This is a genomic window from Treponema pedis (assembly GCF_017161325.1).
Classification (GTDB): Bacteria; Spirochaetota; Spirochaetia; order Treponematales; family Treponemataceae; genus Treponema_B; species Treponema_B pedis.
Genome location: NZ_CP045670.1, coordinates 1576788 through 1602982 on the forward strand (window position 1 = coordinate 1576788; position 26195 = coordinate 1602982).

Annotated in this window: 29 protein-coding genes, 5 tRNA genes and 1 pseudogene; 17 read left to right on the forward strand and 18 right to left on the reverse strand. The window is 38.8% G+C overall.

From position 1 onward, the window contains the following. From DYQ05_RS07110 to DYQ05_RS07130, 5 genes are all read right to left on the reverse strand, one after another. Entirely contained in the window at nt 1-1014 is a 1014-nt protein-coding gene (locus tag DYQ05_RS07110; RefSeq protein ID WP_206183174.1) for a V0D/AC39 family V-type ATPase subunit, read from the reverse strand. Between the two features lie 3 nt (nt 1015-1017). After that, entirely contained in the window at nt 1018-1320 is a 303-nt protein-coding gene (locus DYQ05_RS07115; protein ID WP_024467048.1) for a hypothetical protein, read from the reverse strand. 9 nt (nt 1321-1329) lie between these two features. After that, on the reverse strand, nt 1330-1803 hold the full coding sequence (locus DYQ05_RS07120) for a PTS sugar transporter subunit IIA (protein ID WP_020965320.1): 474 nt from the start codon (nt 1801-1803) through the stop codon (nt 1330-1332). Nucleotides 1804-1817: 14 nt separating this feature from the next. Next, nucleotides 1818-2210: a preprotein translocase subunit SecG gene (secG, locus tag DYQ05_RS07125; RefSeq protein ID WP_020965321.1), complete on the reverse strand. Its 393-nt coding sequence runs from the start codon at nt 2208-2210 to the stop codon at nt 1818-1820. 106 nt (nt 2211-2316) lie between these two features. Further along, nucleotides 2317-2673, reverse strand: a complete 357-nt coding sequence (locus DYQ05_RS07130; RefSeq protein ID WP_020965322.1) for a hypothetical protein — start codon at nt 2671-2673, stop codon at nt 2317-2319. A 190-nt stretch (nt 2674-2863) separates the two neighbouring features. Here DYQ05_RS07130 and prfA point away from each other — a divergent pair, with 190 nt between their 5' ends. Both prfA and prmC read left to right on the forward strand, forming a co-directional pair. Continuing rightward, complete coding sequence (gene prfA / locus DYQ05_RS07135) at nt 2864-3952, forward strand: peptide chain release factor 1 (protein ID WP_024465285.1); 1089 nt, start codon at nt 2864-2866, stop codon at nt 3950-3952. Then, the gene (gene prmC, locus DYQ05_RS07140; protein WP_206183175.1) at nt 3952-4935 is read left to right on the forward strand and encodes a peptide chain release factor N(5)-glutamine methyltransferase; all 984 of its coding nucleotides are present in this window, start codon (nt 3952-3954) and stop codon (nt 4933-4935) included. Before prfA ends, prmC begins: the two co-directional genes overlap by 1 nt. A gap of 6 nt (nt 4936-4941) precedes the next feature. On the opposite strand, the gene DYQ05_RS07145 is transcribed toward prmC, so the two are convergent. Next, nucleotides 4942-5030 (reverse strand) — tRNA-Sec (locus tag DYQ05_RS07145). A gap of 81 nt (nt 5031-5111) precedes the next feature. Beyond that, nucleotides 5112-6152: an omptin family outer membrane protease gene (locus DYQ05_RS07150; RefSeq protein ID WP_206183176.1), complete on the reverse strand. Its 1041-nt coding sequence runs from the start codon at nt 6150-6152 to the stop codon at nt 5112-5114. Nucleotides 6153-6293: 141 nt separating this feature from the next. Here DYQ05_RS07150 and DYQ05_RS13780 point away from each other — a divergent pair, with 141 nt between their 5' ends. The 8 genes from DYQ05_RS13780 (at nt 6294) to DYQ05_RS13795 (ending at nt 11472) form a co-directional block, all read left to right on the forward strand. Further along, entirely contained in the window at nt 6294-6782 is a 489-nt protein-coding gene (locus DYQ05_RS13780) for a 4-(cytidine 5'-diphospho)-2-C-methyl-D-erythritol kinase (protein ID WP_252723276.1), read from the forward strand. Between the two features lie 138 nt (nt 6783-6920). Further along, complete coding sequence (locus DYQ05_RS13785) at nt 6921-7145, forward strand: hypothetical protein (protein ID WP_252723277.1); 225 nt, start codon at nt 6921-6923, stop codon at nt 7143-7145. Nucleotides 7146-7214: 69 nt separating this feature from the next. Then, nucleotides 7215-7469 (forward strand): septation regulator SpoVG, encoded by a 255-nt coding sequence (gene spoVG, locus DYQ05_RS07160; protein WP_020965327.1) that lies wholly within the window; start codon nt 7215-7217, stop codon nt 7467-7469. A gap of 92 nt (nt 7470-7561) precedes the next feature. Further along, nucleotides 7562-7634, forward strand: a tRNA-Gln gene (locus DYQ05_RS07165). Nucleotides 7635-7705: 71 nt separating this feature from the next. Next, nucleotides 7706-8314, forward strand: coding sequence for a 50S ribosomal protein L25 (locus DYQ05_RS07170; protein ID WP_024465287.1), 609 nt, complete (start codon nt 7706-7708; stop codon nt 8312-8314). A gap of 377 nt (nt 8315-8691) precedes the next feature. Then, nucleotides 8692-10779, forward strand: coding sequence for an elongation factor G (gene fusA / locus DYQ05_RS07175; protein WP_020965330.1), 2088 nt, complete (start codon nt 8692-8694; stop codon nt 10777-10779). A gap of 10 nt (nt 10780-10789) precedes the next feature. Then, nucleotides 10790-11065, forward strand: coding sequence for a P-loop NTPase family protein (locus DYQ05_RS13790; RefSeq protein ID WP_252723278.1), 276 nt, complete (start codon nt 10790-10792; stop codon nt 11063-11065). A 26-nt stretch (nt 11066-11091) separates the two neighbouring features. After that, complete coding sequence (locus tag DYQ05_RS13795; protein ID WP_252723279.1) at nt 11092-11472, forward strand: hypothetical protein; 381 nt, start codon at nt 11092-11094, stop codon at nt 11470-11472. A gap of 90 nt (nt 11473-11562) precedes the next feature. Here DYQ05_RS13795 and rbr read toward each other — a convergent pair whose 3' ends face one another. Beyond that, a complete protein-coding gene (gene rbr, locus DYQ05_RS07185) occupies nt 11563-12138 on the reverse strand; it encodes a rubrerythrin (protein WP_020965332.1) in 576 nt (191 codons plus the stop codon). Nucleotides 12139-12283: 145 nt separating this feature from the next. Here rbr and DYQ05_RS07190 point away from each other — a divergent pair, with 145 nt between their 5' ends. Together DYQ05_RS07190 and DYQ05_RS07195 are read left to right on the forward strand one after the other, a co-directional pair. Then, a complete protein-coding gene (locus DYQ05_RS07190) occupies nt 12284-13945 on the forward strand; it encodes a Na/Pi cotransporter family protein (protein ID WP_024465288.1) in 1662 nt (553 codons plus the stop codon). A gap of 2 nt (nt 13946-13947) precedes the next feature. After that, the gene (locus DYQ05_RS07195) at nt 13948-14349 is read left to right on the forward strand and encodes a VanZ family protein (protein WP_020965334.1); all 402 of its coding nucleotides are present in this window, start codon (nt 13948-13950) and stop codon (nt 14347-14349) included. A 137-nt stretch (nt 14350-14486) separates the two neighbouring features. On the opposite strand, the gene DYQ05_RS07200 is transcribed toward DYQ05_RS07195, so the two are convergent. The 3 genes from DYQ05_RS07200 to DYQ05_RS07210 all read right to left on the reverse strand — a co-directional run bounded on the left by DYQ05_RS07200 (nt 14487) and on the right by DYQ05_RS07210 (nt 17007). Continuing rightward, a tRNA-Lys gene (locus DYQ05_RS07200) sits at nt 14487-14559 on the reverse strand. Between the two features lie 375 nt (nt 14560-14934). Further along, nucleotides 14935-16209, reverse strand: a complete 1275-nt coding sequence (locus DYQ05_RS07205; protein WP_206183177.1) for an APC family permease — start codon at nt 16207-16209, stop codon at nt 14935-14937. A gap of 48 nt (nt 16210-16257) precedes the next feature. Then, nucleotides 16258-17007, reverse strand: coding sequence for a gamma-glutamyl-gamma-aminobutyrate hydrolase family protein (locus DYQ05_RS07210; RefSeq protein ID WP_206183178.1), 750 nt, complete (start codon nt 17005-17007; stop codon nt 16258-16260). 661 nt (nt 17008-17668) lie between these two features. On the opposite strand from DYQ05_RS07210, the pseudogene rho reads away from it, so the two are divergent. Beyond that, a pseudogene (gene rho, locus DYQ05_RS07215) lies at nt 17669-18934 on the forward strand (transcription termination factor Rho); the annotation flags it as partial. Nucleotides 18935-18976: 42 nt separating this feature from the next. Here the strand turns inward: rho and mltG are convergent. The 7 genes from mltG to DYQ05_RS07245 all read right to left on the reverse strand — a co-directional run bounded on the left by mltG (nt 18977) and on the right by DYQ05_RS07245 (nt 21944). Continuing rightward, nucleotides 18977-19678: an endolytic transglycosylase MltG gene (gene mltG / locus DYQ05_RS07220; protein WP_252723552.1), complete on the reverse strand. Its 702-nt coding sequence runs from the start codon at nt 19676-19678 to the stop codon at nt 18977-18979. Beyond that, complete coding sequence (locus DYQ05_RS13800) at nt 19665-20006, reverse strand: endolytic transglycosylase MltG (RefSeq protein ID WP_252723280.1); 342 nt, start codon at nt 20004-20006, stop codon at nt 19665-19667. Before DYQ05_RS13800 ends, mltG begins: the two co-directional genes overlap by 14 nt. A gap of 75 nt (nt 20007-20081) precedes the next feature. Continuing rightward, nucleotides 20082-20267 (reverse strand): hypothetical protein, encoded by a 186-nt coding sequence (locus tag DYQ05_RS07225; protein ID WP_020965340.1) that lies wholly within the window; start codon nt 20265-20267, stop codon nt 20082-20084. Then, the gene (locus tag DYQ05_RS07230; protein ID WP_020965341.1) at nt 20264-21238 is read right to left on the reverse strand and encodes an MBL fold metallo-hydrolase; all 975 of its coding nucleotides are present in this window, start codon (nt 21236-21238) and stop codon (nt 20264-20266) included. The genes DYQ05_RS07225 and DYQ05_RS07230 overlap by 4 nt, the downstream gene beginning before the upstream one ends. A 17-nt stretch (nt 21239-21255) precedes the next feature. Continuing rightward, the gene (locus DYQ05_RS07235; RefSeq protein ID WP_194077383.1) at nt 21256-21708 is read right to left on the reverse strand and encodes a YkgJ family cysteine cluster protein; all 453 of its coding nucleotides are present in this window, start codon (nt 21706-21708) and stop codon (nt 21256-21258) included. 73 nt (nt 21709-21781) lie between these two features. Next, nucleotides 21782-21863 (reverse strand) — tRNA-Tyr (locus DYQ05_RS07240). 6 nt (nt 21864-21869) lie between these two features. Then, nucleotides 21870-21944, reverse strand: a tRNA-Thr gene (locus DYQ05_RS07245). A gap of 226 nt (nt 21945-22170) precedes the next feature. On the opposite strand from DYQ05_RS07245, the gene DYQ05_RS07250 reads away from it, so the two are divergent. The 4 genes from DYQ05_RS07250 to DYQ05_RS07265 all read left to right on the forward strand — a co-directional run bounded on the left by DYQ05_RS07250 (nt 22171) and on the right by DYQ05_RS07265 (nt 26195). Next, nucleotides 22171-23103, forward strand: a complete 933-nt coding sequence (locus DYQ05_RS07250; protein ID WP_206183180.1) for a hypothetical protein — start codon at nt 22171-22173, stop codon at nt 23101-23103. 112 nt (nt 23104-23215) lie between these two features. Continuing rightward, a complete protein-coding gene (locus DYQ05_RS07255) occupies nt 23216-23836 on the forward strand; it encodes a TP0733 family outer membrane beta-barrel protein (protein ID WP_206183181.1) in 621 nt (206 codons plus the stop codon). Between the two features lie 15 nt (nt 23837-23851). Then, the gene (locus DYQ05_RS07260) at nt 23852-24868 is read left to right on the forward strand and encodes a hypothetical protein (RefSeq protein ID WP_206183182.1); all 1017 of its coding nucleotides are present in this window, start codon (nt 23852-23854) and stop codon (nt 24866-24868) included. Further along, nucleotides 24861-26195 (forward strand): AAA family ATPase, encoded by a 1335-nt coding sequence (locus DYQ05_RS07265; RefSeq protein ID WP_252723281.1) that lies wholly within the window; start codon nt 24861-24863, stop codon nt 26193-26195. Before DYQ05_RS07260 ends, DYQ05_RS07265 begins: the two co-directional genes overlap by 8 nt.

Here is a 26195-nt window from a genome sequence, read left to right on the forward strand (position 1 = left end):
CTATCCCCAAATAAATTCGTTTTTAAATTCATCGTCGGCACCGACTCGCAATATTTCGGCGGCGGCTCGAATCATATATTCTTCCAAGCGTTTTATTTTAAAAAACGCAACGGCTGCCCCTGCGGTAAAAGCGCTTGAATGAAACTGTTTTACTGCAAGTTTATAGAGGTATTTATCGCATTCAAGCTGAACCCAGCGCGGGTCCAAAATCCAAGGGTGTCCTTCTTCATGCGGGTTTAAAAGCCGCGCATATTCCCAATCTTTCCATTCATTCCAATCGTCCAATGGACGTTCAAGAGCAAAATAAGCCGGTTTGCAAAAAATTTGTTCGGTTTCTTCGGTTTGAATTCCCGCAAGAAGGGGTAAGATTTTTTCTTTTTTATAGCCGTAATAAGAGCGTAAACGCAAAATCCAAACAATATTTTGCATAATAATTTCCGTAAGCACGAGATTTTTGCATGATTCCTTATCTTTTTTTGAAAGCGATTTAAAACCTGCCCATACGGAACGGTAATACATTCTGTCCAGCTCCGAATCCCAAAAAAGGATTTCCTCTATAGGAGCGTTATGCTCAGGCACCTTAATATGTTCCATACAGGTACCGCGTATGATTTCTCTTATATTGGGCCATTTTTCCCAATGAAAAACCGAATAAGGAGAAATATTTACAAGAAAGGAGGTGTCGTTTTGTTTTTTTTCTATTCCGTACCAAGCCGTTTTTAAATTGGAATAATCGTATTTTGAAATAAGAGCCGTAATAAGCCTGTCGGGTTTATCGTAAGCGGAAAGGAGTTTAAGCATATCCGCTACAAGTCTTTTTGAAAGTGTTTGCTCAATTAAATCGGCCAGTTGTCCTTCAGGTACAACAGGAACTTCTTCGGTAAAGATTAATGACCAAAGCTCTTTTACATTTTTTGCTTCAAATAATTTTTTAACTTTTTTGCCTACAAAGGCCTTGGAATACATACCGCAAGCCTTTGCATAAACATAAGCTGAGGCGGAAGATTTATCCATTTTCTATGCTCCGAAAAAGTAAGAATTAAGATAATCTTCAAACTTTTTATAATCTTTTTTCAGCGCAAAAAGATATTCCCCGAACTTTTCGTACTCGTTTTTTATACCGTCATCGACAGCCGTTTTTTCTTTTAAAAAGTTTTCTTCCAATTCCGCAATTAACGCTTCATATTCCGTTTTATACTCTTTTTCGGCGTCCGCTCCGGCTGCCGAAAGCCTTTTATCGGCTTCCACTTGAGCATCGAATACAAGAGTTGCTGCGGAATTTTCTATATCCAAAAGGTGTCCGAAAATATCTTTTTCCACTTTAATTCCTTAAAGACCTCCGATAAGCATATCTTCATACTTACAAATCATATTGTAAATGCCTTCACGCGAGGTTTCTCTAAACAATTCTTCCAAAAATTTGGGGTTTAAAAGCAAAATATTCAATCTGTTTAGTATTTTTAAATGAAGAGAATAATCTTCGACTGTAGAAAGAAGCATAAAAACTACGTAAACGGGGTTTCCGTCAAGAGAATCATATTCAATTCCTTTTTTTGAAACACCTATAATGCCTCTGGGCTCTTTTAAACCGGAAATCCTTGCATGGGGCAGGGCAATTCCTTTTTTGATTCCTGTGGAAAGCTTGGCTTCTCTTTCTCTTATTGCATCAATAATGGAGTCTCTCGATATTGAAGAATCGTTTGAAACATATAAATCCACAAGTTCTTCAAAAAGCTCGTCTTTTTCGGTGCTCTCAAGATTAAGTTTAATGTTTTTTGCGGAAAAGAGCTTTCCCAGAATCATTTAAATTATTCTCCTTATTCTCCGCTTTTTTCGGAAGAGTTTTCCGCTTTTGTTTCTGTATTTGCGGCATCTTCTTTTTTACCGTCTTCGGCGGAATTATCGGCTTTCTTCCACCATTCCGTAGAAGTTTCGGCCTGTTTTTGTTTTACTTCTTCGGATAAACCCTTATCCGTTGAGCTTTTATTAAGAAAGGCAAGCAGGAAGGTTGTTACGAAAAACAGCGTAACTACAATATATGTAGCCTTGGTTAAAACATTGCCTGATTTTGAACCGAAAGCCGAATTGCTTCCGCCTGCAAAAAGACCGCCCAAGCTGTCTCCTTCTTCGTTTTGCAGCAAAATAAGAAAAATAATTATTGCACAAATAATTACAAAAAGTACAAGTAAAGCGATACTTAAACCACCCATAAATTAACTCCAAAATTTAAAAATAATGTGTAATAAAATACACTAAACGGGAAAAAAATGCAAGAGGCTGTTTTAATACAAAACAGCCCTGTTAAAGATAAATTACTTACTTACGTATTTGTCTGAAAATCAGTCTTTTAAGAACGGTAGTCTTTTTTTCGCCTACCGCAGCGGCTTTTAAATCTTCAATTTCCACTGTAGAAAATTTATGTTCGACCTTGTATTTGGAAATAAATTCATAAATTTCTTTTTCGGTTTCCGCCTCGTCATATTTGTCGTTATCTTCTTCATAAGTTAAATACACTTCGGTCCAATACTCCGAGGAGTAAATTTCGGTCATATAAATGGCAGCCGAAGACCTTCTTTCAACCGTATATTTTGTTGTTTTAGGCTGGATAACATTAGAAGCAAATACCGCTAAAGCCGATAAAACCGTAATGGAAATAATTATTTTCTTTTTCATATCAATAACCCTCCTGAATAAGTTATTTTGCAATCTATATATTAACACCTTTATTCCTTTTTTGCAATAGGGGCATTCCGTTTGTCGATAAAAACGGGGGAGTTCCGTATTGCGGAAGCGGACAGGCGAACCCCGTTGCAAAAAAATATGGAAAGTGTTAAACTCCTTTTTTAAATTACAAGGAAATTTTATGAAAGAACGCTTAGATAATTTACGTAAAAAGTTAAAAGAAATAGAAAAAGAAATTGAAGACCCTTCCCTTATTAAGAATGCTTCAAAATATAAAGAAACAATGAGGGAACATTCATATCTTTCAAAACTGATGGAAGAATACGACAACTATCTTTTTATAGAAAAACAAATAGCCGATTCCAAAATTCTCATTCAGGAAGAAAGCGATGCGGAATTAAAGGAAATGGCACGCGAAGAGCTTCATTCGCTTGAGCTTTCCCTTGAAAAAAGCGAGGCGGATTTAAAAATGCTTTTAATTCCGCCTGACCCCTTGGAAGAAAAAAACATTATTATGGAAATACGCGGGGGAACAGGCGGTGAAGAAGCGGCCTTGTTTGCAGCCGATCTTTTTAGAATGTATACTCATTATGCAGAAGTAAAAAATTGGAAATATGAAATTATTTCTTTAAACGAAACTGAGCTTGGGGGGTATAAAGAAATAACCTTTTCGGTTTCCGGAAAATACGTATACGGAAGTTTGCGCTATGAATCAGGTGTTCACAGGGTGCAAAGGGTTCCCGAAACGGAAGGGTCGGGGCGTATTCATACAAGTGCGGTAACCGTAGCGGTTTTACCTGAAGCGGAAGAAACCGAAATCGAAATTAAACAGGAAGATTTACGCATAGATGTTATGCGGGCGGGAGGCCCCGGAGGTCAATGCGTAAATACAACGGATTCCGCCGTGCGCATTACCCACTTGCCTACGGGATTGGTAGTAATTTGTCAGGATGAAAAAAGTCAGATAAAAAACAAGGCAAAGGCCATGCGGGTTTTGCGAAGCCGCCTTTATGATATGGAAGAAAGTAAAAAACAGGCGGAGCGTGCTCAAAACAGAAAAAATCAGGTAGGGACGGGAGACAGGTCGGAGCGTATACGTACTTATAATTTTCCGCAAAACCGAGTAACCGACCACCGAATAAACTTAACCCTGTATAAACTTGACGCCGTAATGCAAGGCTCGCTTGATGAACTTATCGAAGCCCTCTGTATTGCGGCGCGCGAAGAAATGATGAAAGCGGGCGATTATAATTTAGATTACGGCAAATAATGTTCACTATACGGGAAGCCAGAATTTTTTCCTGCGGAGAGTTTTTACGTTCTTCCAATTTAAGAAAAAACGAATATGATAAAAATTCGGCAATGCTTGATACGGATATTTTAATTTCTTTTCTTTTAAAAAAAGAGCGTTCGTGGATTTTATTGCATAGCGATTTTGATTTTGAAGAATTTAAAAGCGAATTCTTTAGGCTTGTGCAAAAAAGATGTTCGGGGTTACCCGTTGCCTACATAACGGAAGAAAAAGAATTTTACGGAAGGAAATTTTATGTAAATCCTTCCGTTCTTATACCTAAGCCGGATACCGAAACCCTTGTAGAGCGTTTATGCAAATTTTTGGAATTCGAACTTGATAATTTTGAACATGATAAATATAAAAACGGTTTTTTTATTTTGGATATGTGTACGGGTTCGGGCTGCATAGGTATTTCGGCAGCTTGTGAATTTTATTCAATGTTAAATAAAAAATTTAAAAATGATACGGAAAAAACGGATAAATTTATAAAAACGCATTTTTCTCTTACTCTTGCGGATATTTCGGAGGACGCTTTAAAGGTTTGTAAAAAAAATGTGCAAGACCTTTTGCCCGAAAAATTAAAACCTGAAACGAAAATTATTAAAGCGGATTTACGGGAAAAATTTCCCTTATGCCGAAATACAAAATACCGAATTATAACGACAAATCCGCCTTATGTTCCTTCCGAAGTTACCGATACGCTTTTATCTGACGGAAGGTGTGAGCCCGGACTTGCTTTAGACGGAGGGGAGGGGGGAATCGATTTAATTGAACCTCTTGCAAAAAATGCTTTTTCTTCACTAACTTCTTGCGGAAAAATTTTTACGGAAATAGGTGAATACAATGCAATAGCCGCCTTAAATATTTTTAAAAATGCGGGTTTTTCAAAGGTTTCGGTGTTTAAAGATTTATCCGGCAGGGACAGGGTTATAGAAGCGGTAAAAAAACGGGATTTTTAAAATAGGCGGAAGAGGCAGGAATCGAACCTGCCATTGCAAATTACGCAACCTACGGTTTTGAAGACCGCGGGAGCCACCAGACCCCATCTGCTTCCGGAATTTGATTGGCAAGTGTAGCCGAATTTTTTTTTTTTGTCAAGCGAATATTTAAACTTAGGCGGTAATTTCCTTCCGTCTTACTCTCCTAAACGTATCATCATTCCTACGGAAAAAACCGCAGTATAAAAAGCCGTTCCCGATGAGCCTTCTTGAGATGCCGACAATATGTTTTTATTTGAGCTTTTCCGTGCAATGGAAATTCCGTTATATGACGTAATTGCACTGCAATCGGTAGAAAAGAAAACTCCTAAAACATTATTAAGTTTTTTTTCGGCAAAAAAGTTTATATGCAGAGAAAAACCTTTTTTGTGGAAAATATCGTAAAAAACAATATCTCTTCCGAAGTGATTATCTTCGCATAAACCCAATACTTGCGGGCATACTTGTACTGCGGTTTTTATCTGCCATTTTTTAGGTAAATCGAATTTAAACAATATTCCGATATTGGGTAAAACCAAGTCCTGACGATACTGAGCTGCATTTCCCTTCCATAAAACTTTGGGTGTCTCCGGTGTTAGCTCGGAATTTGCGTTTGAATATTGAAGATAGCCGTCGAAGGCAAGCCAAGTATGTGAATAATACCTCAGTCCTATACACGGTTCCGCATAAATTTTTATTTTATTTCCGTTTTGAAAATATTCCGCCAGAGGCATAATCCAGCCTACGGTAAACCCGAGTTCCTTTCCCTGTTCCAGTATACATTTGTGCATGGAAAAATGCGTTAAGACGTCTTTTTTCGTATGATTTAAAAAATCGTAATCCCGCATTTTACCCGTAGAATGAGGTATGGAAAATACGGCATTAAAAACCGTATGAAAACCGTTTCCGATGTAAATTTCCGTCGTCGCCTGAAATCCAGAGGCCGGCAACAGAGGCCATATAAGTTTACTTAAAACCTCATTGTAGTTTTTAAATACATATTCAAATCCCGAGCCTATTTCCAATTTGGGAGCAATTCCTATTGCAAACGATATCGGGCTTTTTTTTAAAATTTCGGGGTTGGCTTGTATATCTTCGGTATAAATTCCGTTTATAACGCTTTGAGAAAAAATATTAAGCTGCGGTATCAATGTAAAGATAATAAATAACCGCCTTATTTTTTTTAAAACCGTATTCATTTCGGAAACAGTTTATTTTTTATTTTGCAGCTTGTCAAGTGTTGAGAAAAATAAGCGGTTTTAAGAAGACCTTTAAGTATATTTTAATTTTTCCGTTTTTTCTATTGACAAAACTTGTAAATTAGGTATAATACATCGGACATGGTCAAAAGTGCAATCAGTCTTTCGGCTCATGCCAAAATTAATCTGCATTTGGAAGTTCTTGGGAAAAGAAGCGACGGTTTTCACGATATAGTAAGCGTGTTTCATTCCATTTCGCTTTCCGATGAGATTTTAATTGAAAGAACGGCTGAAAAAGATACTTGCAAGGTGCTGTCGCCTTTGCTGGCATTACCTGAAACAAATACGGTTATAAGTGCTTATAAAAAGTTTTCCGCAGCTTGCGGTATTAGAGACGGCATTATTGTAAAGATACTTAAAAACATTCCTTGCGGAGCGGGATTGGGCGGAGGTTCGTCCGACGCTGCCGCCGTTTTACACGGGCTAAACATTATGTTTAATGCCGGTTTAACCGAGGAAAGTTTGCGTAAGATTGCATTGGAGATAGGAAGCGATGTACCGTTTTTTTTTAAAAGGCGGAGCTGCCGTTGTAGGCGGGCGCGGAGAGCTTTTAAAACCCGTTTCCGTTAAATGCGGTTATTTCGGTGTCTTAGTTTATCCGGGAATAACGAGCGGAACTGCCGCCGCTTACAAACTTTTAAACCGCAGTGAAAATGCGGTGCTTCCGGCTTTTGACCCGGAACCTTTTTGCGGTGAGGATTGCCGCAAATGGCCTTTTTTAACAGTTTTGAGGAAGAAATTTTTAAAGTATTCCCGGTCGTAAAAAAGGTTAAAGATTATTTGCTTTCAGGCGGAGCCGATTTTGCTCTTATGAGCGGGTCCGGTTCTTCCGTTTTCGGTCTTTTTGAAGATGAAAAAAAGGCTGAAATTGCTTATTTTGAGCTTTTAAAGCAATATAAGCAATGTTTTTTGTTTTTTTTACTTGCGTTATAGCAAAAACCGTAGTAGAATGTTTACAGGAAATTACATATTTCAGTAGACTTTTTACTAAGGAGAAACAAAATGGAAATTACGGAAGTTCGCGTTCAAAAAATCGATTCGGGCAACAGCCTGAAGGCTTATGCAAGCGTTACATTTGATAATTGCTTTGTTGTGCACAATATAAGAATTATTGAAGGTAAAAGCGGTTTATATGTAGGTATGCCGAGTAAAAAATTAACGAGCGGAGAGTTTAAAAATATAGCTCATCCTATTTCTTCGGAATTTAGGGATATACTTACAAAAGCTATTTTTGATGCCTATAACAAAGGTTCTTGATAAACGAAGTTGTAGTTACATAAAAAGCTTTTTATTACCGTATTAATTGACTCATTTCGGGTTACAGTTGCATTTTTGCAGTTTGTATATATTGGGACGTCGGCAAGTGGTAAGCCAACGGTTTTTGGTACCGTCATTCCGTAGGTTCGAATCCTACCGTCCCAGTTTTTAGCCGGTTTTCTTTTTTGAGGCGGCTTTTTTGTAAACTAACGTTAGTGATAGGGGAGTTCTGATTTATGGACCAGAGAATGTTAAATGCAAATGAAAGAACGGCATTCGGAAAGACAGCTGCCGCAAAAATAAGAAAGGCGGGCAGGATTCCTGCCGTTATGTATGATGGACATGGAAAAGCCGTTTCTCTTGATGTTGATGAAAGAGAATTTATGAAGCTTTTTAAAGTTGTTACTGAAAGCACAATTGTAAAAATTCAGCTCGGTGATAAAGATTATGAAGTTTTTATTAAAGAATTTCAACATAATATAGTTACCGATAAAATTGAGCATGTGGATTTTTACGAAGTCGAACGCGGTAAGTTATTGCGTACAAAGGTTAAGATTAGACTCCAGGGTGCTCCTGAAGGAGTGCGGCACGGCGGTGTTCTTGAAGCGGGAATTTCCGAAATTGAAGTTGAGTGTTTGCCTAGAAATTTACCTCCAAGAATTGTTGTTGATGTTTCCGCTTTGGACGTAAATCATTCTTTGCATGTACGGGACATCACGTTACCTTCTGATGTTACCGTTCTTACTTCTCCGGATATGACGGTTGCGGCTATTAAATTCGCATCGAATGATACTCCCGCAGCGGCATCGACTGAAGAAGGCGAAGGCGAGGCTAAAGCCGAATAACAGGCTTCCCTTGAGTACTGATAAACCGCATCGTGCTTTTATAAGTACGGGGCGGTTTTATTTTTGCTTCGGGACTTTCGGTTTTGCAGTTTGAAAAGAAAACGGTTCCCGTAACTCCCGCCACCTTTGCCTACACAAATTTATTCGGAAGAGGAACAAAGCCTGTTTGATACGGTATATTTAAAAGTTTATTACGGTTTGTACACGAAAAACCGCAAGTCCTACTTGAAAATTGTTTTAGTTTTTAATATAATTACCTGTTCTTAGAAGTTTATTGCTTTTAAGAGCATTTTTACAATTTTGATAACATTTCTTCACATTTATATGAAATGTTGAATATTAAAACATAAAAATTTTATAAAAATGAGGTATTTATTATGAGCAGTGATATTTCCAAAATGAGAAATATCGGAATTAGTGCGCACATTGACTCAGGAAAAACAACTCTTTCCGAACGAATTCTTTTTTATTGTGACAGAATTCATGCGCTGCACGAAGTTCGAGGTAAAGACGGTGTCGGTGCAACAATGGACAATATGGAACTTGAACGCGAACGCGGTATTACAATTCAGTCCGCATCAACTCAAGTTAAATGGAAGGATTATACGGTAAACGTAATCGACACTCCCGGACACGTAGACTTTACTATTGAAGTTGAACGTTCTCTCCGCGTTTTGGACGGAGCTATTTTGGTTTTGTGTTCCGTAGGCGGCGTTCAATCTCAATCCATTACCGTTGACAGACAGTTAAAACGCTATCATGTTCCCCGAATAGCCTTCGTAAATAAATGCGACAGAACGGGGGCAAATCCCTTAAAGGTTAGAATGCAGCTTAGAGAAAAATTGGGTCTTAACGCATATATGATGCAGCTTCCAATAGGTTTGGAAGATAAACTTGAAGGCGTTATAGACCTCGTTACAATGAAAGCCATATATTTTGAGGGTGAAAACGGTACTCAAATCAGATTGGCCGAAATTCCCCAACATCTTGTAGCCGAAGCACAAAAATACCGTGAAGAAATGGTGGACGCCGCTACGATGTTCTCCGATGAATTGGCGGAAGCCTTTTTGGAAGGAGCGGAAACCGAAGAAATGATTAGGGCGGCCGTCAGAAAGGGCACTCTTGCCGAGCAATTTGTTCCGGTCTTCCTCGGTTCGGCATATAAAAACAAGGGTATTCAGCCCTTATTGGACGCAGTAGGCTATTATCTTCCCGACCCTACGGAAATTAAAAATACGGCCTTAAATCTTGACGATAATGAAAAACCCGTTGTTTTGGGTTCAAAAGAAGACGACCCCGTAGTTGCTCTCGGGTTTAAACTTGAAGACGGAAAATACGGACAGCTTACTTATGTACGTGTTTATCAGGGAACTTTGAAAAAAGGTGAAGAATTGTACAATACACGCGCCCGTAAAAAGTTTAAGGTAGGGCGTTTGGTACGAATGAATTCGGCGGCAATGGAAGATATTAACGAGGGCGGCCCCGGCGACATTGTAGCTCTTTTCGGTGTGGACTGCGCTTCGGGAGATACCTTTTGCAGCGGCGGGCTTAACTATGCAATGAGCTCCATGTTTGTTCCCGAACCGGTTATTTCTCTTTCACTTACTCCGAAAGATAAGCAGGCTGCCGACCAAATGTCTAAAGCTCTTAACCGATTTACAAAAGAAGACCCGACTTTCCGAAGCTATGTGGATAAGGAATCGAATCAAACTATTATTCAGGGAATGGGAGAGCTTCATCTTGAAGTTTATATTGAGCGTATGCGCCGTGAATATAAGTGCGAGGTTGAAACGGGTATGCCGCAAGTAGCTTACCGCGAAGCCATCACGCAGAGAGCCGATTTTAACTACACACATAAAAAGCAAACCGGAGGTGCAGGTCAGTTCGGACGTGTTGCCGGCTTTATCGAACCCATTACGGAACAGGATTATGAATTCGATAATCAAATAAAAGGCGGTGCAATCCCTACGGAATTTATTCCTTCCTGCGATAAGGGCTTTAAAGAAGCCGTAAAGAAGGGCACTCTTATAGGTTTCCCGATTGTAGGAACACGCATTACCATAAATGACGGACAGTCGCACCCGGTAGACTCTTCGGATATGGCATTCCAAGCTGCCGCTATAGGAGCCTTCAGAGAGGCTTATAAAGCCGCAAAACCCGCAATTCTTGAACCCATTATGAAAGTTTCAATAGAAGGGCCGCAGGAATTCCAGGGAAATATTTTCGGTCTTATCAACCAAAGACGGGGTGTTATAATTTCTTCTACGGAAGATGACAGCTTTACACGTGTTGATGCCGAAGTTCCGTTAAGCGAAATGTTCGGATTTTCCACTATTTTGCGTTCTTCTACACAGGGTAAGGCGGAATATTCTATGGAATTTGCCAAATACGGAAAAGCTCCTGCAAGTATTTCGGAAGTTTTAATTAAAGAATACGAAGCCAAACGTTTGGCGGAAAAGAAATAGGGAGGCGTAAATGATTAAAAAAGATTTAATCGAAAAAAGCCCGATGAGGAAACTCGAAAAGGCTTTAAACGGCGGACTTACTGTAGGCGAAGTAGGTGTGGTTACTTCTAAAAAAGGAGTCGGAAAAACTTCTATTTTAGTGCAATTCGGGCTTGATAAGCTGTTACAGGATTTGCCTGTAGTGCATATCTCTTTCAGTCAGCATGTCGATTATGCAATTACCTGGTATAACGATATGTTTGACGAGCTTGCAAAAAAGAAAGCCTTGAAAATGCGCAGGAAGTAAAATCGCAGATTATTGCAAAGCGTATTGTGCTTAACTTTAATCAGGATACGGTACGTACTTCACAAATTATTAAAACAATCCGTGCCTTATCCGAAGGCGGTTCAAAGCCGAGCGTAATTATGATTGACGATTTTAATTTCGCAAAAGCTCTTCCCGAAGCCGTAAAAGAGATGAAGGCCTTTGCAAAAGAGATGGGTGTTGCAGTATGGTATACCGCCGCTGCCGATGTTCAAACTTGCGAAATAGATGAAAGTTTAAAACGCTATGAAGAAGATTTGGATATTATGCTTCATCTTGAGCATGTAGGCGACTATGTTAAAATTAAAGCCTTAAAAGAGCATGGGAATAAAAACGTTGAAACCGATTCGAAGTTTGACGCAAAGACCATGCTTTTAAGCGAAAAATAAGATTATAAAAAACCGTTATTCCGAAGCGATATCGGAGTAACGGTTTTTTTTCTAAGTTTTATACGGGCAGGCAGTTAAAAAGCCGCCGATTTACCAATTTTCACCCAGTCTTTCAAAATAAGCTTTAGGATGTTCGCAGGCAGGGCATTTTTCGGGAGCCGCTTTTCCTACGTAGATAAATCCGCAGTTTATACATCTCCATGTTGTGGGAGTTTCTTGAACCCACATACTGTTTTCTTCAAGCCTCTTTATAAAAGCTTCATACCGCTTTGCATGCTGCTTTTCCGCAATCGCTATGTTTTCCATAACGGCAGCAATCAACGGAAAGCCTTCTTCACGGGCTGTTTTTGCAAATTCGGGATACATGTGCATCCATTCGTGGTTTTCTCCTTCGGCAGCTTGTTTTAAATTTTCAAGCGTTGTTCCGATTACCCCTGCGGGAGCCGTTGCGGAAACGGTAACTTCTCCGCCTTCCAAAAATTTAAAAAGTCGTTTTGCATGCTCTTTTTCCTGCTCTGCAGTTTCAATGAATATTTGTGAAATTTGCACAAAGCCTTCATTTTTTGCAGTACTTGCCCAATAAGTATACTTATTGCGGGCTTGCGATTCCCCGATAAAAGCCGACAAAATGTTTTGTTCGGTTTTTGTGCCTTTAAGTGATTTCATACTCTATCTCCTAAAAATATTCCGTAAAATCTTGCTCATTTTGCGGAACTTGGTATAAATACAATATACTATACTTTTAAAAATAATAAAAGTACCGTGCCTTTCACTTATTGCAAAAATATTCGGTATTTGATATAGTAAAAAAATGGCAGTGGTCAGTCTTTTGTTCCGGATGCTTGGAAGTCTGGGGTTAATCTTATATGGAATGAAAATGATGAGCGACGGTATTCAAAAAAGTGCAGGCGAAAGTCTTCACCGTACGCTCAATTTTATGACGGGAAACCGTTTTTTTGCCGTTTTAACGGGGATTATCGTTACCGGGATTGTTCAATCTTCAGGAGCGACTACGGTTATGACGGTATCCTTTGTTAATGCCGGAATGCTTAGCTTACAGCAGGCTATAGGCGTTATTTTCGGAGCAAATATAGGGACTACGGTTACGGCATGGATTGTTTCTCTGATAGGATTTAAATTTTCCATTGCAAGTATTTCAATCCCGGCTTTCGGTATAGGATATTTTTTAACGTTTTTTAAAAAACTTAAAAAAGACAGTTTGGGCGAGGCCGTTATGGGTTTCAGCTTGCTGTTTTCGGGATTGGACTTTTTAGCTTCCGCAGTGCCGCAAATATCCGGGGCGGAGCTTGCTTTTTTAGCGGTTTTTAAGCAATCGGGAATTTTAAGCATTATCGTCGGTATTTTGGTGGGGCTTTTACTTACAATGCTTCTTCATTCTTCAAGTGCCACTACGGCGGTACTTTTAACAATGGCTCACGGCGGAGTTGTAGGCTGGGAATTTTCCGCTGCGGTGGTATTGGGAAGCAATGTAGGTTCTACAATAGATGCCGTACTTGCAGCTATAGGAACAAAACTTAATGCAAGACGGGCCGCAACGGTTCACGTTTTATTTAATGTTGCGGGAAGTATTTTAGTTTTAATATTTTTCAGACCCTTTTTGGCTTTAGTGGATATAATGTTCGGAAGCGGTCCTTCCGTTTCAAACATTACTACCCGTATAGCAGTTTTTCATACAATGTTTAACGTGGTAAATACGATAATTGCCTTACCGTTTGTAAACCAAATTGCAGCCTTTGTATGTTTATTGATTAAACCGAAAGAAAATGAAGAACCGGCGAAATATGTTTTGCAGTTTCAGGCACCGAGCATAAAAGAAAGCGCTGAGGCATATATTTTAAGCGCCGAAGCCGAAATCGTTAAAATGTCGAGTATAGTCCGGGAAATGTTTACACTGCTCCGCTCTCTTCTTTTAAAAGAATCAAATCTGTCGCGGGAAAGTGTTGTAAAACTTCTTACCGAAAAAGAGGATTATACCGACCAAATGCAGGAAGAGCTTTCGGCTTATTTAATTAAAACTTCCCGCTTATCCCTTTCGGACAGACAGGAAAAAAATGTAAGGCTTATGCTGGGTATTGTAGACGATATAGAAAATATAACCGACCAAATTTATGAGCTGGGTCTTTTTATAAATAAGAGTATTCAGCTTAAAATGCCTATCAGTCAGGAAGATATGAATAAACTTTTACCGTACATGGGTATGGTAAATCAGTTTATTCATTTTGTTCATGACCATTTAAATAAACCTCTTGCCGCCGAGCAGCTTGCAATTGCGGAAGAAATGGAAGATTCTATAGATTCTATGAGACAGCAGTTAAAGCGGCTTGCCCGCTCAAGGCTTGAAAAAGGCGCAAACGTTAAGGCGGAGCTTTTGTATATAGATATGGTGCGCAATTTGGAAAAAATAGGCGATTATGCTTTTAGTATTTCCAGGGCTTTAGCCGAAACGGAGTAAAAATGAATTTAAGTTTTTTAAAAAATAAAAGTAAATCTGAAATTTTTATGTGCTGTTGTTCGCTTATTTGTTTTTTCTTAATTTTCTTTTTATCGTCGCAATCCTCATTGCCTAAACCGGTTAAAACATTTTCGGGTTCGGATAAAATAGTTCATGCCTTTGCTTTCGGTTCCTTAGCCTTTACCTTTTCATATTGGTTTACACAAGATGCTTGGGAAGAACACTCTTTAAAATGTATTCTTATAGTTTTTGCCGTTACCGCCTGCTTCGGTATTTCGGATGAGATTCATCAGCATTTTGTAAAGGGAAGAGATTCTTCCGTTTATGATTGGTTTGCAGATTGCACCGGGGCTGTATTGGCATGCGCCTTACGCTATTCAATTGTCAAGTTAAGACACCGCTGAAAAAAAGACCTGCCCGTTTTTTATAAATTAAATTCGTTTTTTATCTTTTAGTCTAAAATAATTAAGGCGTATTTATAATGCCCTTATGGCTTTATAGATACGCCTTTTATACGAAGATTATATAAACGATTTACTTTTGAGCCATGCAGGCTTCGAACCTGCGACCCACAGATTAAGAGTCTGTTGCTCTACCAGCTGAGCTAATGGCCCTCCGAACAAGAGCCTAGACTATACATGAATTTTAAAAAAAAGTCAACCGGTATTTTATAAAAACTCACGTCTTATACATAATTTTTTATATTAAAGGGAAGGATAAAAATCATTTGAAACGGAGGCAATAAGAGCGGGAATGAAGGGGTTACGGGAAGGTAAGTATAAGGGCGGAAAGCGAAAGGTCTCAAGACTTTTTTGATTGGAGTTACGGGATTATGCTTTAAAAATAAGACCTTCAAGTTTTCGGCAAAAAACTTGAAGCACGGGAAGGAGCGAGCCGCACCTTCCCGTACGAGGTTCTAATGGTGATTACGAACCGGTTCGGGCAATCCGATTTGTACGTAAACCCCTTGTATAAAAGCCGTTTTAGCCTTATTTTTTTTGAGTATATTTCATTATAAAATAAAATACGGCTCCTACAACCAATCCGCCTAAACCGAAAATAATTTTTTCAATATTTGAATTATATAAAAGCCACGCGCTTGTTCCCACAGCAAGAATTACTACCGGATATACAAAAGGAATTCTAAAAGAGCCTTTCATTCCGCGTTTTCTAAAAACCAAAATTGCAAGACAGGTGGGAATATATTGTGCAAACCGCGAAACTACCGAAATTGCGGCAAGTTTTTCAAATGTTCCGGTTAAACAAACTAAGGCGGTAAGACCGGTAGTTAAAACAACTGAAATATACGGAACGTCTTTTTTATTCCGTTTTGTAACGAATTTCGGTAAAAAGCCGTCATCAGCCAAGGCTACCGCACTGCGTGGTGCAAGGAAAGAAGAAGCTATATTTATTCCGCCTATGGATACGAGGGTTCCGGTTGTAACAAGAGCCTTGGCAACAGGCCCTAAAAACTTTGCCGTAGCATCGGCTACCGGGGCTTCACTTGCTGTTAAGCCGTTACCCAAAATACCTATTGCAACCGCTTGAATTAAAATATAAAAAACGGATACTCCCGTAATTACTAAGATAATTGCAAGCGGAATATTTTTTTCGGGGTTATCCATATCTTCCGCCGCTACGGCAATCGATTCAAAGCCGGTAAAAGCATAAAAAATTAAAAGAGCTGCAGAGCCGAAAGAAGTGAAACTTACCGCTTCTACCGATTGCATAGGCTGAAAATTATCGCCTTGAATAAAGAAAACGCCTACAAGAATAAAAAAGATAAGCGGAACGAGCTTTCCCAAAGTAACGATATTATTTACAATTTTTGAAATCCTTACACCGGTAATGTTCATAATTGCCAATATACATAAAATTGAAATTGCAATTATATTCCGCATAAGCGTGCTTGCCGCAGCCGGTAATATACTTTTTAACGCCGTAGGAAAACCTACCGCCATTGCAGCCCAAGCTATAATCATAATTGCCCATTTCATAAAGCCTACTTCAAAACCTACAAATTCGCCGAAGGCTTCCCTTGCATAGACGTACGGGCCTCCGTTCTTTTTAAAAAGGCCTCCCGCTTCCGCGAAGCAAAGAGCAAGTAAGATAACCAATAAGGCATCAAATACTATTACTCCTATACTTGATACTCCTACAAGTTTTGCCGCTTTTCCCGGAAGTAAAAAAATTCCGGTACCTACGATTGCATTGACTCCTAAAAGACAAATGCTTAAAAGACCGAGTTTGTTTTTATCGGACATTTGTTTCTCCTCTAATTGTAAAAAATTTTTATATGTAAGGCTATAAGTTTACCTAGCCTCCTTAAATTTTATCCGCATTTTTTTTATAAATTCTTTAAATAAATCAAGCGAGGGTTTATGGGTACGGGCAAGCATTTCAGGGTGAAACTGTACACCGATTATATAGCCGTTCCCCGAATATTCCATAGCTTCGATAATTCCGTCCGGAGCCCATGCGGTTGCGGTAAAATCTTTTGCGACATCTTTTATTGCCATGTGGTGATAAGAATTTACCGTATCGGTTTTTCCGAACAGTTTACGCATTAAGGATTTTTCTTTTGTTTGTATGGAATGGGTGCGTATATCAGGTCTTGCTTTTTGATTGTGCTGAATTTGAATTTCGCGTTTTACCGAAGAAATATCCTGATAAAGAGAGCCTCCGAAGGCGACGTTTAAAATTTGAAGTCCGCGGCAAATTCCGAAAATAGGCTTTTGTATTTCTTTTACAGTTTTAATCAATTCAATTTCGTAAATATCTCTTTTAGGTAAAACCTCTCCAAGACAGGATAAGGGTTCTTCATTAAAAAACACGGGCGAAACATCATATCCTCCCATTATAATAATGCCGTCCATATTTTCCGCCTGAATTTTAATGTCCTCTTTATTTCCAATAATAGGCAAAATTACCGGAACTCCGCCTGCCGCAATGACTGCATTTACATAATCCGTATTAGTGTACATACGTTCGTATCCGATAAATAAATCCTGTGTTTTTTCATACAGGCAGCTGCCTGTAATTCCTATAAACGGTTTTTTCATACTACCTCCGGACCGGTTTTATATTGTTTTTAAACCGGTAATCTTCGGAATAATAAACATTATTGAGATTTTTGTCAACTTAAAATATAATAATTATATCTTACGATTGCATTTTTATTTGCTGTATAAAAACTTACGGTTGTAAGCTGCTTGACAAAAATTAAGATTTGATATACTATAGTTCTATTCAAACTAAAGGACAATCATTTTATTTTAAATATTTATTTAAGGCTCTCTTGCCCGCAATTATAGTGATGTTTTACTTAGGATGATATAAATTTAAAAAATACTTGTGCAAATTAGCATTATAAATTAGTACTTATTAGGAGAAAATCTAATGACAATCAGAAAAAAGAAAACTTTACCTGATGTTTCCGGAGAAGGTCTTTTCGATTCGACCGGAATGCAGGAAGAAAACGGTAATTCTGAGGAGCGGATTACGGTAACGACGGAAGATAAACTTGAAACCTCGGGTGAAAAAAAAGTTGTTGTCCGTCCGCGAGGAAGACGTAAACAGGAAGAACCTTCCTCCGAAAATACAGTAAAACCCGTAAGACGAACACCGGTACAAATCAAAAAACGCCAGCCGAAAGAACCTGATGAAATTCAACCCGAACAAATCGAACAAACAGTAAATACTGAAGACTTGCCTAAAATAATAATTAACGATTTAACGAAAATGCGTATGCATGATTTACGCGATATGGCAATAAAATACGGAGTTCCCGAAGAAGAAATTTCCTTGATGAAAAAACAGGAAATTATCTTTCATATTCTTAAAAATCATACAAACAGGGGCGGAACTATTTTTGCGTCCGGGTCTTTGGAAACCTTGCCTGACGGTTACGGATTTTTACGCTCCCCGCAAAACAGTTATTTATCCGGAAGCGATGACGTTTATGTTTCTCCGAGTCAAATACGCTTATTCAGTTTAAAAACGGGAGATACGGTTTACGGTCAAATCCGCTCTCCTAAAGAAGGAGAACGCTATTTTGCACTTTTGCGCGTTGAAAGCGTAAATTTCGATGAGCCTTCAAAATCGCAAAGGAGAATACATTTCGATAACTTAACGCCCCTTTATCCGAAAGAAAAACTTAATCTTGAAACTACTACGCAGGAAATATCTACGCGTATTATGAATTTATTTTGTCCTATAGGAAAGGGTCAGAGGAGCTTGATTGTAGCCCCTCCGCGTACCGGTAAGACTATTATGCTTCAAAAAATAGCAAACGCAATAACTGCGAATCACCCTGAAGTTTATTTAATAGTACTTCTTATAGATGAGCGGCCTGAAGAAGTTACCGATATGGAGCGTACGGTAAATGCCGAGGTTATTTCTTCCACTTTTGACGAGCAGGCTACCCGCCACGTTCAAGTTGCCGAAATGGTTTTGGAAAAAGCAAAACGGCTTGTTGAACATAAACGCGATGTAGTTATTCTTTTAGATTCCATTACCCGCTTGGCACGCGCTTATAACCAAACAATGCCTACCTCCGGTAAGGTTCTTTCTGGAGGTGTAGACTCAAATTCACTTCATAAACCGAAACGCTTTTTCGGTGCTGCCCGAAACATTGAAGAAGGCGGAAGTTTAACCATAATTGCAACGGCCCTTATTGAAACGGGAAGCAAAATGGACGAAGTTATTTTTGAAGAATTTAAGGGAACGGGCAATATGGAAGTGGATTTGGATAGAAAACTTTCCGATAGAAGACTTTTCCCTGCAATTAATATTAAACGGTCGGGAACAAGAAAAGAAGAGCTTCTTTTAACGGAAGAGGAAATGCAGCTTATGTGGATATTGCGTAAATTTATCAATCCTATGGAAGATACGGATATTATCGAATTCCTGATAGACAGAATGAATAAAACGAAAAATAACGAAGCCTTTTTAAAATCTATGAATGCAGGTCTTGCACAAAAAGAATAAAAAAAACGCCTTGCTTTTTATGCAAGGCGGAAATTATAAATTTTAATTATTGTTCCCGGGAGAACCTTTTAAATAAAGAGAGGCGTCCGCCTTATTATGCTCGTTTATAGTACGTGAAAAGGCATGTTTACCGGTAGAGGGGTCTATAAGTCTGAAATAAAAGTATTCGGTTTTTGCAGGATTACAGGCCGCCTCCAAAGCGGTGTATCCGGGGTTTGCAATAGGGGAGGGCGGAAGACCTGCATAAAGGTATGTATTGTACGGGCTTTCTATTTCCAAATCTTCGTAAAAAAGCCGTTTCGGGTGCTTTTTGTTTTGAATTTCCGTGATGATGTATTCAACTGTTGCGCATGATTGAAGGCCCATATTTATTTTTAAGCGGTTTACAAAAACGCCCGCAATTACGGGAGCTTCTTCTTTAATTTGATATTCGCGCTCCACAATACTTGCTAAAATAATTTTTTTGTACAATTCGTCAAAGTCTTTAGGAAAGTTGGGGATTGCAGATGTTTTTTCGAAAAAAGTTTTAAAAATAAGATTAAACATCATTTCAGGCGTATCTTCTTCTCCGAAAAAATAAGTATCTGGGAATAAAAAGCCTTCCGCACTTTCGGCCTTTATTCCGTTCGCTTTTAAAAAAGCGGAATCGGTTGCCAGTTTAATAAATTTTTCGGCGGTCATAAAGCCTTCTTTTTCAAAAAGACGGGCTGTTTTTTTAAGCGTTAAACCTTCAGGTACGGTTATTTTTTTTTATGGCCTGAGTTCCCTCGGTAAGTTTTTGTAAAATTTCTTGAGCCGTCATTTCGGGAGTAATGGTATAATAACCCGCTTTTAGATTCAGTTTTTTTAAACGTAAAAAGATATAAGCATAATATTCCGATTGTATAAGACCTTCGTCTTTCAGATTTCGAATAACGGTTTTTGCGGCGGCTCCGCGGTTTACCTTAAAGGTTTTTGTTCCTTCTTTAAGGTTTTTAGGCGGAGCATTTAAGCTTAAAAAATAAAACAAAGCGCCTGAAAGGCATAAAACAAGGGCAGATAAAATAATACCGATTTTTAAACTTTTCTTCATAAAAACAAACCTCAAGATAAAAAATAAAGAATAAAAAATTAAGTTACACTTATTGAGCTTGCGAAAAAAAGAGGTTTAGTTCGCACTTTCAAAAAAGGCTTCCGCTTCTGCAATTGTAGTTTTTCCATAGACATAGTTTTCCGCAAATTCCGCAAGGGCTTCAAGAGACTTCGGAATGACATAATTATTTTTTCGAAAAAACAATGCAAGCTGTTTTAATTCGTTATCCGAAAAGGTATATTGTATACCGTTTATACTCATAGTAAAAAAGACCTGCCTTCTTGGGCTATAAAAATTTCTATATTTTTGTCTATTAAATGCCCCTTTGAATAATCATGATACCAATCGGCGCTTTGTTTTAAAGAAAATACTTTTTTGTCGTTATATGTGGGTTCATGATGAAAGAGAATAAGACGCTTTATATTCCAGCCGGAAGCAAAATCTATTGCAACCGAAAAGGTGGAATGTCCCCAGCCTTCTTTTTGAATTGAATCCGTAAGAGTATACTGAGCGTCGATAATAAGCATTTCAGCGTCCGTGTAAAATTCGGTATTTTGTTCGTTTTTTTCGAAATCACGCGGACGCAATTCCGTATCCGTAGAGTAAATTATTTTTTTTCCGTTTTCAATTACGGAATAGGCGGTACAGCCTCCCGGATGGCGGACTCTGTGCCAGCCCACCTTTGCATCTCCTATTTCAACATATTTTTGATTCGGTTCAATATAACGGAATTCAAAGTTTGCAGCAAAGCCGTCTTCTCCGAGCATAGAAATAGGAAAGTAAGGGTATTTCATTTGTTCTTCCAGGAATTTTTTACAGTCTTTACGTGTGCTGTGCACAATAATAGTGCTTCTCGGATCGTAAGCCGGATTAAAAAAAGGAAGTCCTTGTATATGGTCCCAATGGAAATGAGAAATAAAAAGATGATAAATATTATTTTTTCCGTAATCTGGACGTTTTGTAAGGTCTATGCCGAGTTCACGTATACCGGTACCCGCATCAAAAATTATATGGTGCCCTTTTGCGGTTTCAACTTCAACGCATGATGTATTAGCCCCTATGGTTCCGAAAAGCCATTTAGGTAAAGACGCTAAAAATTTTTCCCGCGAATCTTGGTTTTTTATATCTTTTGCCTGTATTCTTTGAACAACGGCTGCAATTTTGCTTTCTATTTGTGAAGGTGTAAGCGGCGACGGTATTGACCCTCTTACTCCCCAGAATTTTACACGCATAATTACCTCAAAAACATTTAAGTTGAACCGATCTTGCGCCTGATTGCAGGCTCCTGTTCTTGTTTATCCAAAATTCTTTGAATTTCTTCCGATGAATGAAGTTTGCCTTTGCCCATTCCCGGGCAATCGTTGCAGCCTTCATTCCACGTATTTTTATCGTTTACAAGAGAATGCCAAAAAGGAAAAGCCGAACATTGTAAGGGTCTAAATTCATAAGCCGTACAACCGTTTTTCCATAAAATGCAGTCATAATTGGACTTTTCTCTCAAACTTAAGTATTCAAAACCGTCGGAGTGGCAAACCCAGCGGCAGTATACCGTTATAAAATTCTCCCGCGTCATTGAAGACCAATTCAGCAAAAGGGCAAGATCTTTTTCGGATAAAAATACAAAACCGGGTGCCAAGCGGCAGCAGGCGGAGCATTGAGTACAGGAAAATTTTAAGCCGTTTTTCCGGAAAGTATTATCCATAAGATACAGTATAAAACAAAAAAGGGATTGTTTCAAGGTCTTTCGTTAAAAAAGAACCGAAACAATCCCTAAATGGGGAGTCAAGGATTCGAACCTTGGAAGGCGTAGCCAACAGATTTACAGTCTGCCCCCTTTGACCGCTCGGGAAACTCCCCATAAAAAGCCAACTTAGGGATTCGAACCCTAGACCCCGAGATTACAAATCACGTGCTCTGGACCAGCTGAGCTAAGTTGGCGAATGAACAACGGAAAGTACTTTACTATATATCTTCGGTTTTGTCAATAGGTTTTTAGCGAAAATTTGGAGAAATCCGTAATTTAAAGTAAAGGTGCGGTATTGTCGGAAGGTAAAATAAATGCTCATATAGGTTTTCAATTTTTCTTTTTTTTGCTATACTTCAGTCCTTATTTACGGTTTTAAGGTTAATAAAAGTTTTAAGATTGATAAAACAGGAAAGGTTTATGTTTAAAGGTTATAAGAAAGCGGTTTGTTTAATTTTTTTATTTTTAGTATGTGCCGCAATTTTTTGTGAAGAAGAAAAAAAATCCGAAAAGACTTTTCCCGATGCGGAATTTAATACGGAAATTTCTTTGGAAATAGATTACCCGTGGAATGTATTTTTGTCCGCTTCCGAATATATAAAATTAAATTCCCGAATAAGCGATAAAAAATATACCGAGCTCAGCATAAAAGGAATTTTAGCTCTTACTTCGCTGGAAGCAAGTTTCGGAATGAAATTTGTATATTTAAATTTTGCCGATTTTTTTACGGAATTTTCGGCGGGTTCCGGCTGGTGTTTTGAAAAAGCCTTTCTTTACGGGCTTGCGGGCAGCGGTAATTTACGCGGCAGAAAAAAAATAGTTCCTTATAATTTTTCAAAAGCCGTATTTTCGCTTAACAGCGGTTTTGATTTTCATTTTAATTTAGCGGAAGTTTTAACCGGGGATTGGTTCAATTTGGTTTTTAGAACCGTTCAGGGGATAAAATACAGAGCTCTTATACCTGCGGAAGAAACGGATTTTTGGTTTTGGCAAAACGGTTTTACCGAAAGCCGGAACGGAGCCTTATATTCGGCTTCATACTCCGTTGAATATTCTATGCCTCTTTATATAAATAAACTTGCACTTAAACTTATTACCGAAAAAAAACTTTATGCTCCGATAAGCGGTACGGTAAACGAGGCTGAAAAACTGTGGGATTTTGAACTGTCTTTTTCTCTCTTTTTTAAGCCGGCGGACTTTGTTACGATTAAACTTGAACCTTCATGGGCATCTACGGTATTATACGAATCCGATTCGGAAAAAGTTTATTTTATTTATAAAAGACTTAATAAGAATAAAATGCAGGCTCTAAATTTTAAGAATATATCGGCGGCCGTGTCGTTTAGTTTTTAGCCTAAGTAACTATCTTAGGGTTAGGTTTGTTCTAACATCATAATCGTTTTCCATAACATTAATTTACCGAAACCGATAGACAATTTAATAAAAAATGAGGTATATTATTAAAATGAAAAAAATTATTTTGTTCTTTTGTCTAATTACCGCTTTTTCGTTTTCCTGTTTTGCCGAAGAAGGAGGGAAGGAAGAAGGCGGCCGCAAGGGAATTGACGGAACAGCCGTTTTTCAGCCCGTACGTAAAGGCGATAAATTTATGAAAATAGGGCTTTCACTGGGAATTCCTCTATTTAATACTTCAATTAAAAAATTTGCGCATAAAACCAATATTTATCCGGGCGGTGCCATTAATGCAGGTTTCGGCTATTATGTGCTGGACGGTTTTTCATTGGGCGGAAATTTGAGCTTTCAATTTTATCCGACGCTTGCAAAAAATCTTTATTTTTGTGTACCCATTACATTTGATATGGCATATACCTTTGCTTCGGGTAAGTGGCGTTTTCCTATAGGCGGCGGAATAGGCGGGGTTTTTCAGTCTTACAGCGGCAACAGTGCAAAGTATTTCGGTATGATTTTTAAAGCGGAAACCGGGGTTTATTATCAGTATTTTCCCGAATGGTCTTTCGGAGGCAGTCTTTCTTGGAATGTATTACCGCAGTGGTATAGCGTAAAAGAATATAACCGCACCGGAAATATTTTTATGATAAATTTTGCCGCAAGGTATCATTTTTAAAGAGGAGGGAATTAAATGAAGATAAAAGAATCGGTAAAGGCTTTTGTTTTATTTTCCGCAGTATTTATGCTTTTTTCGGCATGTAAAAATCAACCCATTTTTTATACGATTGAACAGGAAGTAAAATTAAAGGATTTTTCAGTAAAAGGCATAATAGTCGGTTTTGCGGAAAAAAACGGTAATATTTATACGGCTAACGGAGAAGCCGTTTTTTATAAAGATAAAAATTCTACAGGAACGTGGACATCTATAGGCTCCCCGGGGTCTCCTATTTTAACCGTTGCGGCAAACGGCAGCGGTTTGTTTGCAACCGGAGTTGATTCGGGTGTAAAATACTATAACGGCGGTTCGTGGACTGCCGTAGCGGGCGGAGAAAAAATTACGGCCGTATTCGGAGATTCTACCGTATTCGGTACGGATTATACGGGTTCTAACGATTCTCCCGCAATATATGAAGTGAATATAAGCGGAGTTTCAAATATAGCTTCCGGAAAACTCATGGGTGCTTCGGGAGATTATTTTGCCACCGATAAGGGTTTGTTTAAAAAAAACGGAACATCTTCACCTGTAAGTAATTCTCCTTCAAATATAACTGCCGTAGCTAAGGGGCCTGGCAACTCGGTTTTTGTATTGGCAGGTTCAACACTTCACCATTATAGTAACGGAGGCAGCGGTTCGTGGACTTCAAAAGAAATATCGGCGGCAGGGCCTTCGTGTATTTTTTACTTTGAACCCGGAAATACCGTTTTAATAGGCTGTAAAAAAGGCTATACCGAAATAAAATTAAACGGTACTAGTAATCTTAGCGGTGCGGTTGAAATAAAACCCGGCGAAGAAGGCTCAACTACACCTAAAACTTCTTTAAGCCAATACGAATCCGTTACCGGTTCTTATTCTCTTAATCCTATTTTTGTAACAGGCACTAAAGATAATTACTCGGTATTTGCAGGAGCTGCAGCGGGCTCTCTTGTAAGAAACACAGGTTTATGGGCTTTTTACAGTTTTTATAAAAAAGAATGGAACCGTGAATAATTCGGATTTATTTGAATTAAGTTCTTTAAACGGTAACAATCGGGAACCCCTTGCTTCCCGTATGCGCCCTGTAAGTCTTGACGAATTTATAGGGCAGGAGCATATTGTAGGCGAGGGAAAACTTTTAAGACGGGCCATACAGGCCGATAGACTTTCTTCTATAATTTTATTCGGCCCTCCGGGTACCGGGAAAACCACACTTGCCCGCATTATAGCCAACACAACAAAAAGCAATTTTTTAAGTTTAAATGCGGTTCTCGCAGGCGTTCAACAAATACGAGATGCCGTTTTAAATGCCGAAAATCATAAAAAGCTGTACGATAAGCGTACTATCCTGTTTGTAGATGAGGTACACCGCTGGAACCGCTCGCAGCAGGACGCCCTCTTGCCTTGGGTAGAAAACGGTACAATTATTTTAATAGGCGCTACTACCGAAAACCCTTTTTTTGAAGTAAATAAGGCTCTGGTAAGCAGAAGCCGCGTTTTTCAGCTTAACGCTTTAACCGAAGAAGATTTAAAAAAAACGGCTTTAGCCGCCGTTACAAATAAAGAGCGCGGCTACGGTAAATGGAAAATAGAATTTGAACAAAATGCTTTGGAGCACTTAGTTTCTACGGCGGCGGGAGATGCAAGAAGTTTATTAAACGCTTTGGAACTTGCAGTTGAAACCACCCTTGAGGATTGGCCTCCTCCTGAAGGAGAAACCGTAAAAATTTCCTTACAAGCTGCCGAAGAAAGCATACAAAAGCGCGTTGTTTTATACGACAGGGACGGGGACTATCATTACGATATAATAAGCGCCTTTATAAAATCCATACGCGGAAGCGACCCCGATGCCGCCGTTTATTGGCTTGCAAGAATGATTGCCGCAGGCGAAGACCCGCACTTTATTTTTAGAAGAATGCTTATTTCGGCCTGTGAAGATATAGGCCTTGCTTCTCCCGGAGCGGTCAGCGTAGTTGCGGGGGCTGCGGACGCCTTTGACAGGGTAGGAATGCCTGAAGGCAGGTATCACTTAGCTCATGCCGCTCTTTATTTGGCAACTTGCCCCAAGTCGAACAGTGCCGAAGCCTTTTTTAAAGCTCTTTCTTTTGTGGAAAAAGAAGATGCGGAAGTTCCGGAGCATTTAAAAGATGCAAGCCGCGACGGTAAGGCCTTAGGCCACGGTGAAGGCTATTTATATCCCCATAATTATAGCGGACATTGGGTTCCGCAACAATATCTTCCCGATAATCTTGACGGAACCGTTTTCTATGAGCCGAGTGACCAGGGTTATGAAGGAAAGATAAAAGACGAAATTTTGCGAAAAAGGAACAGGCGTAAATAA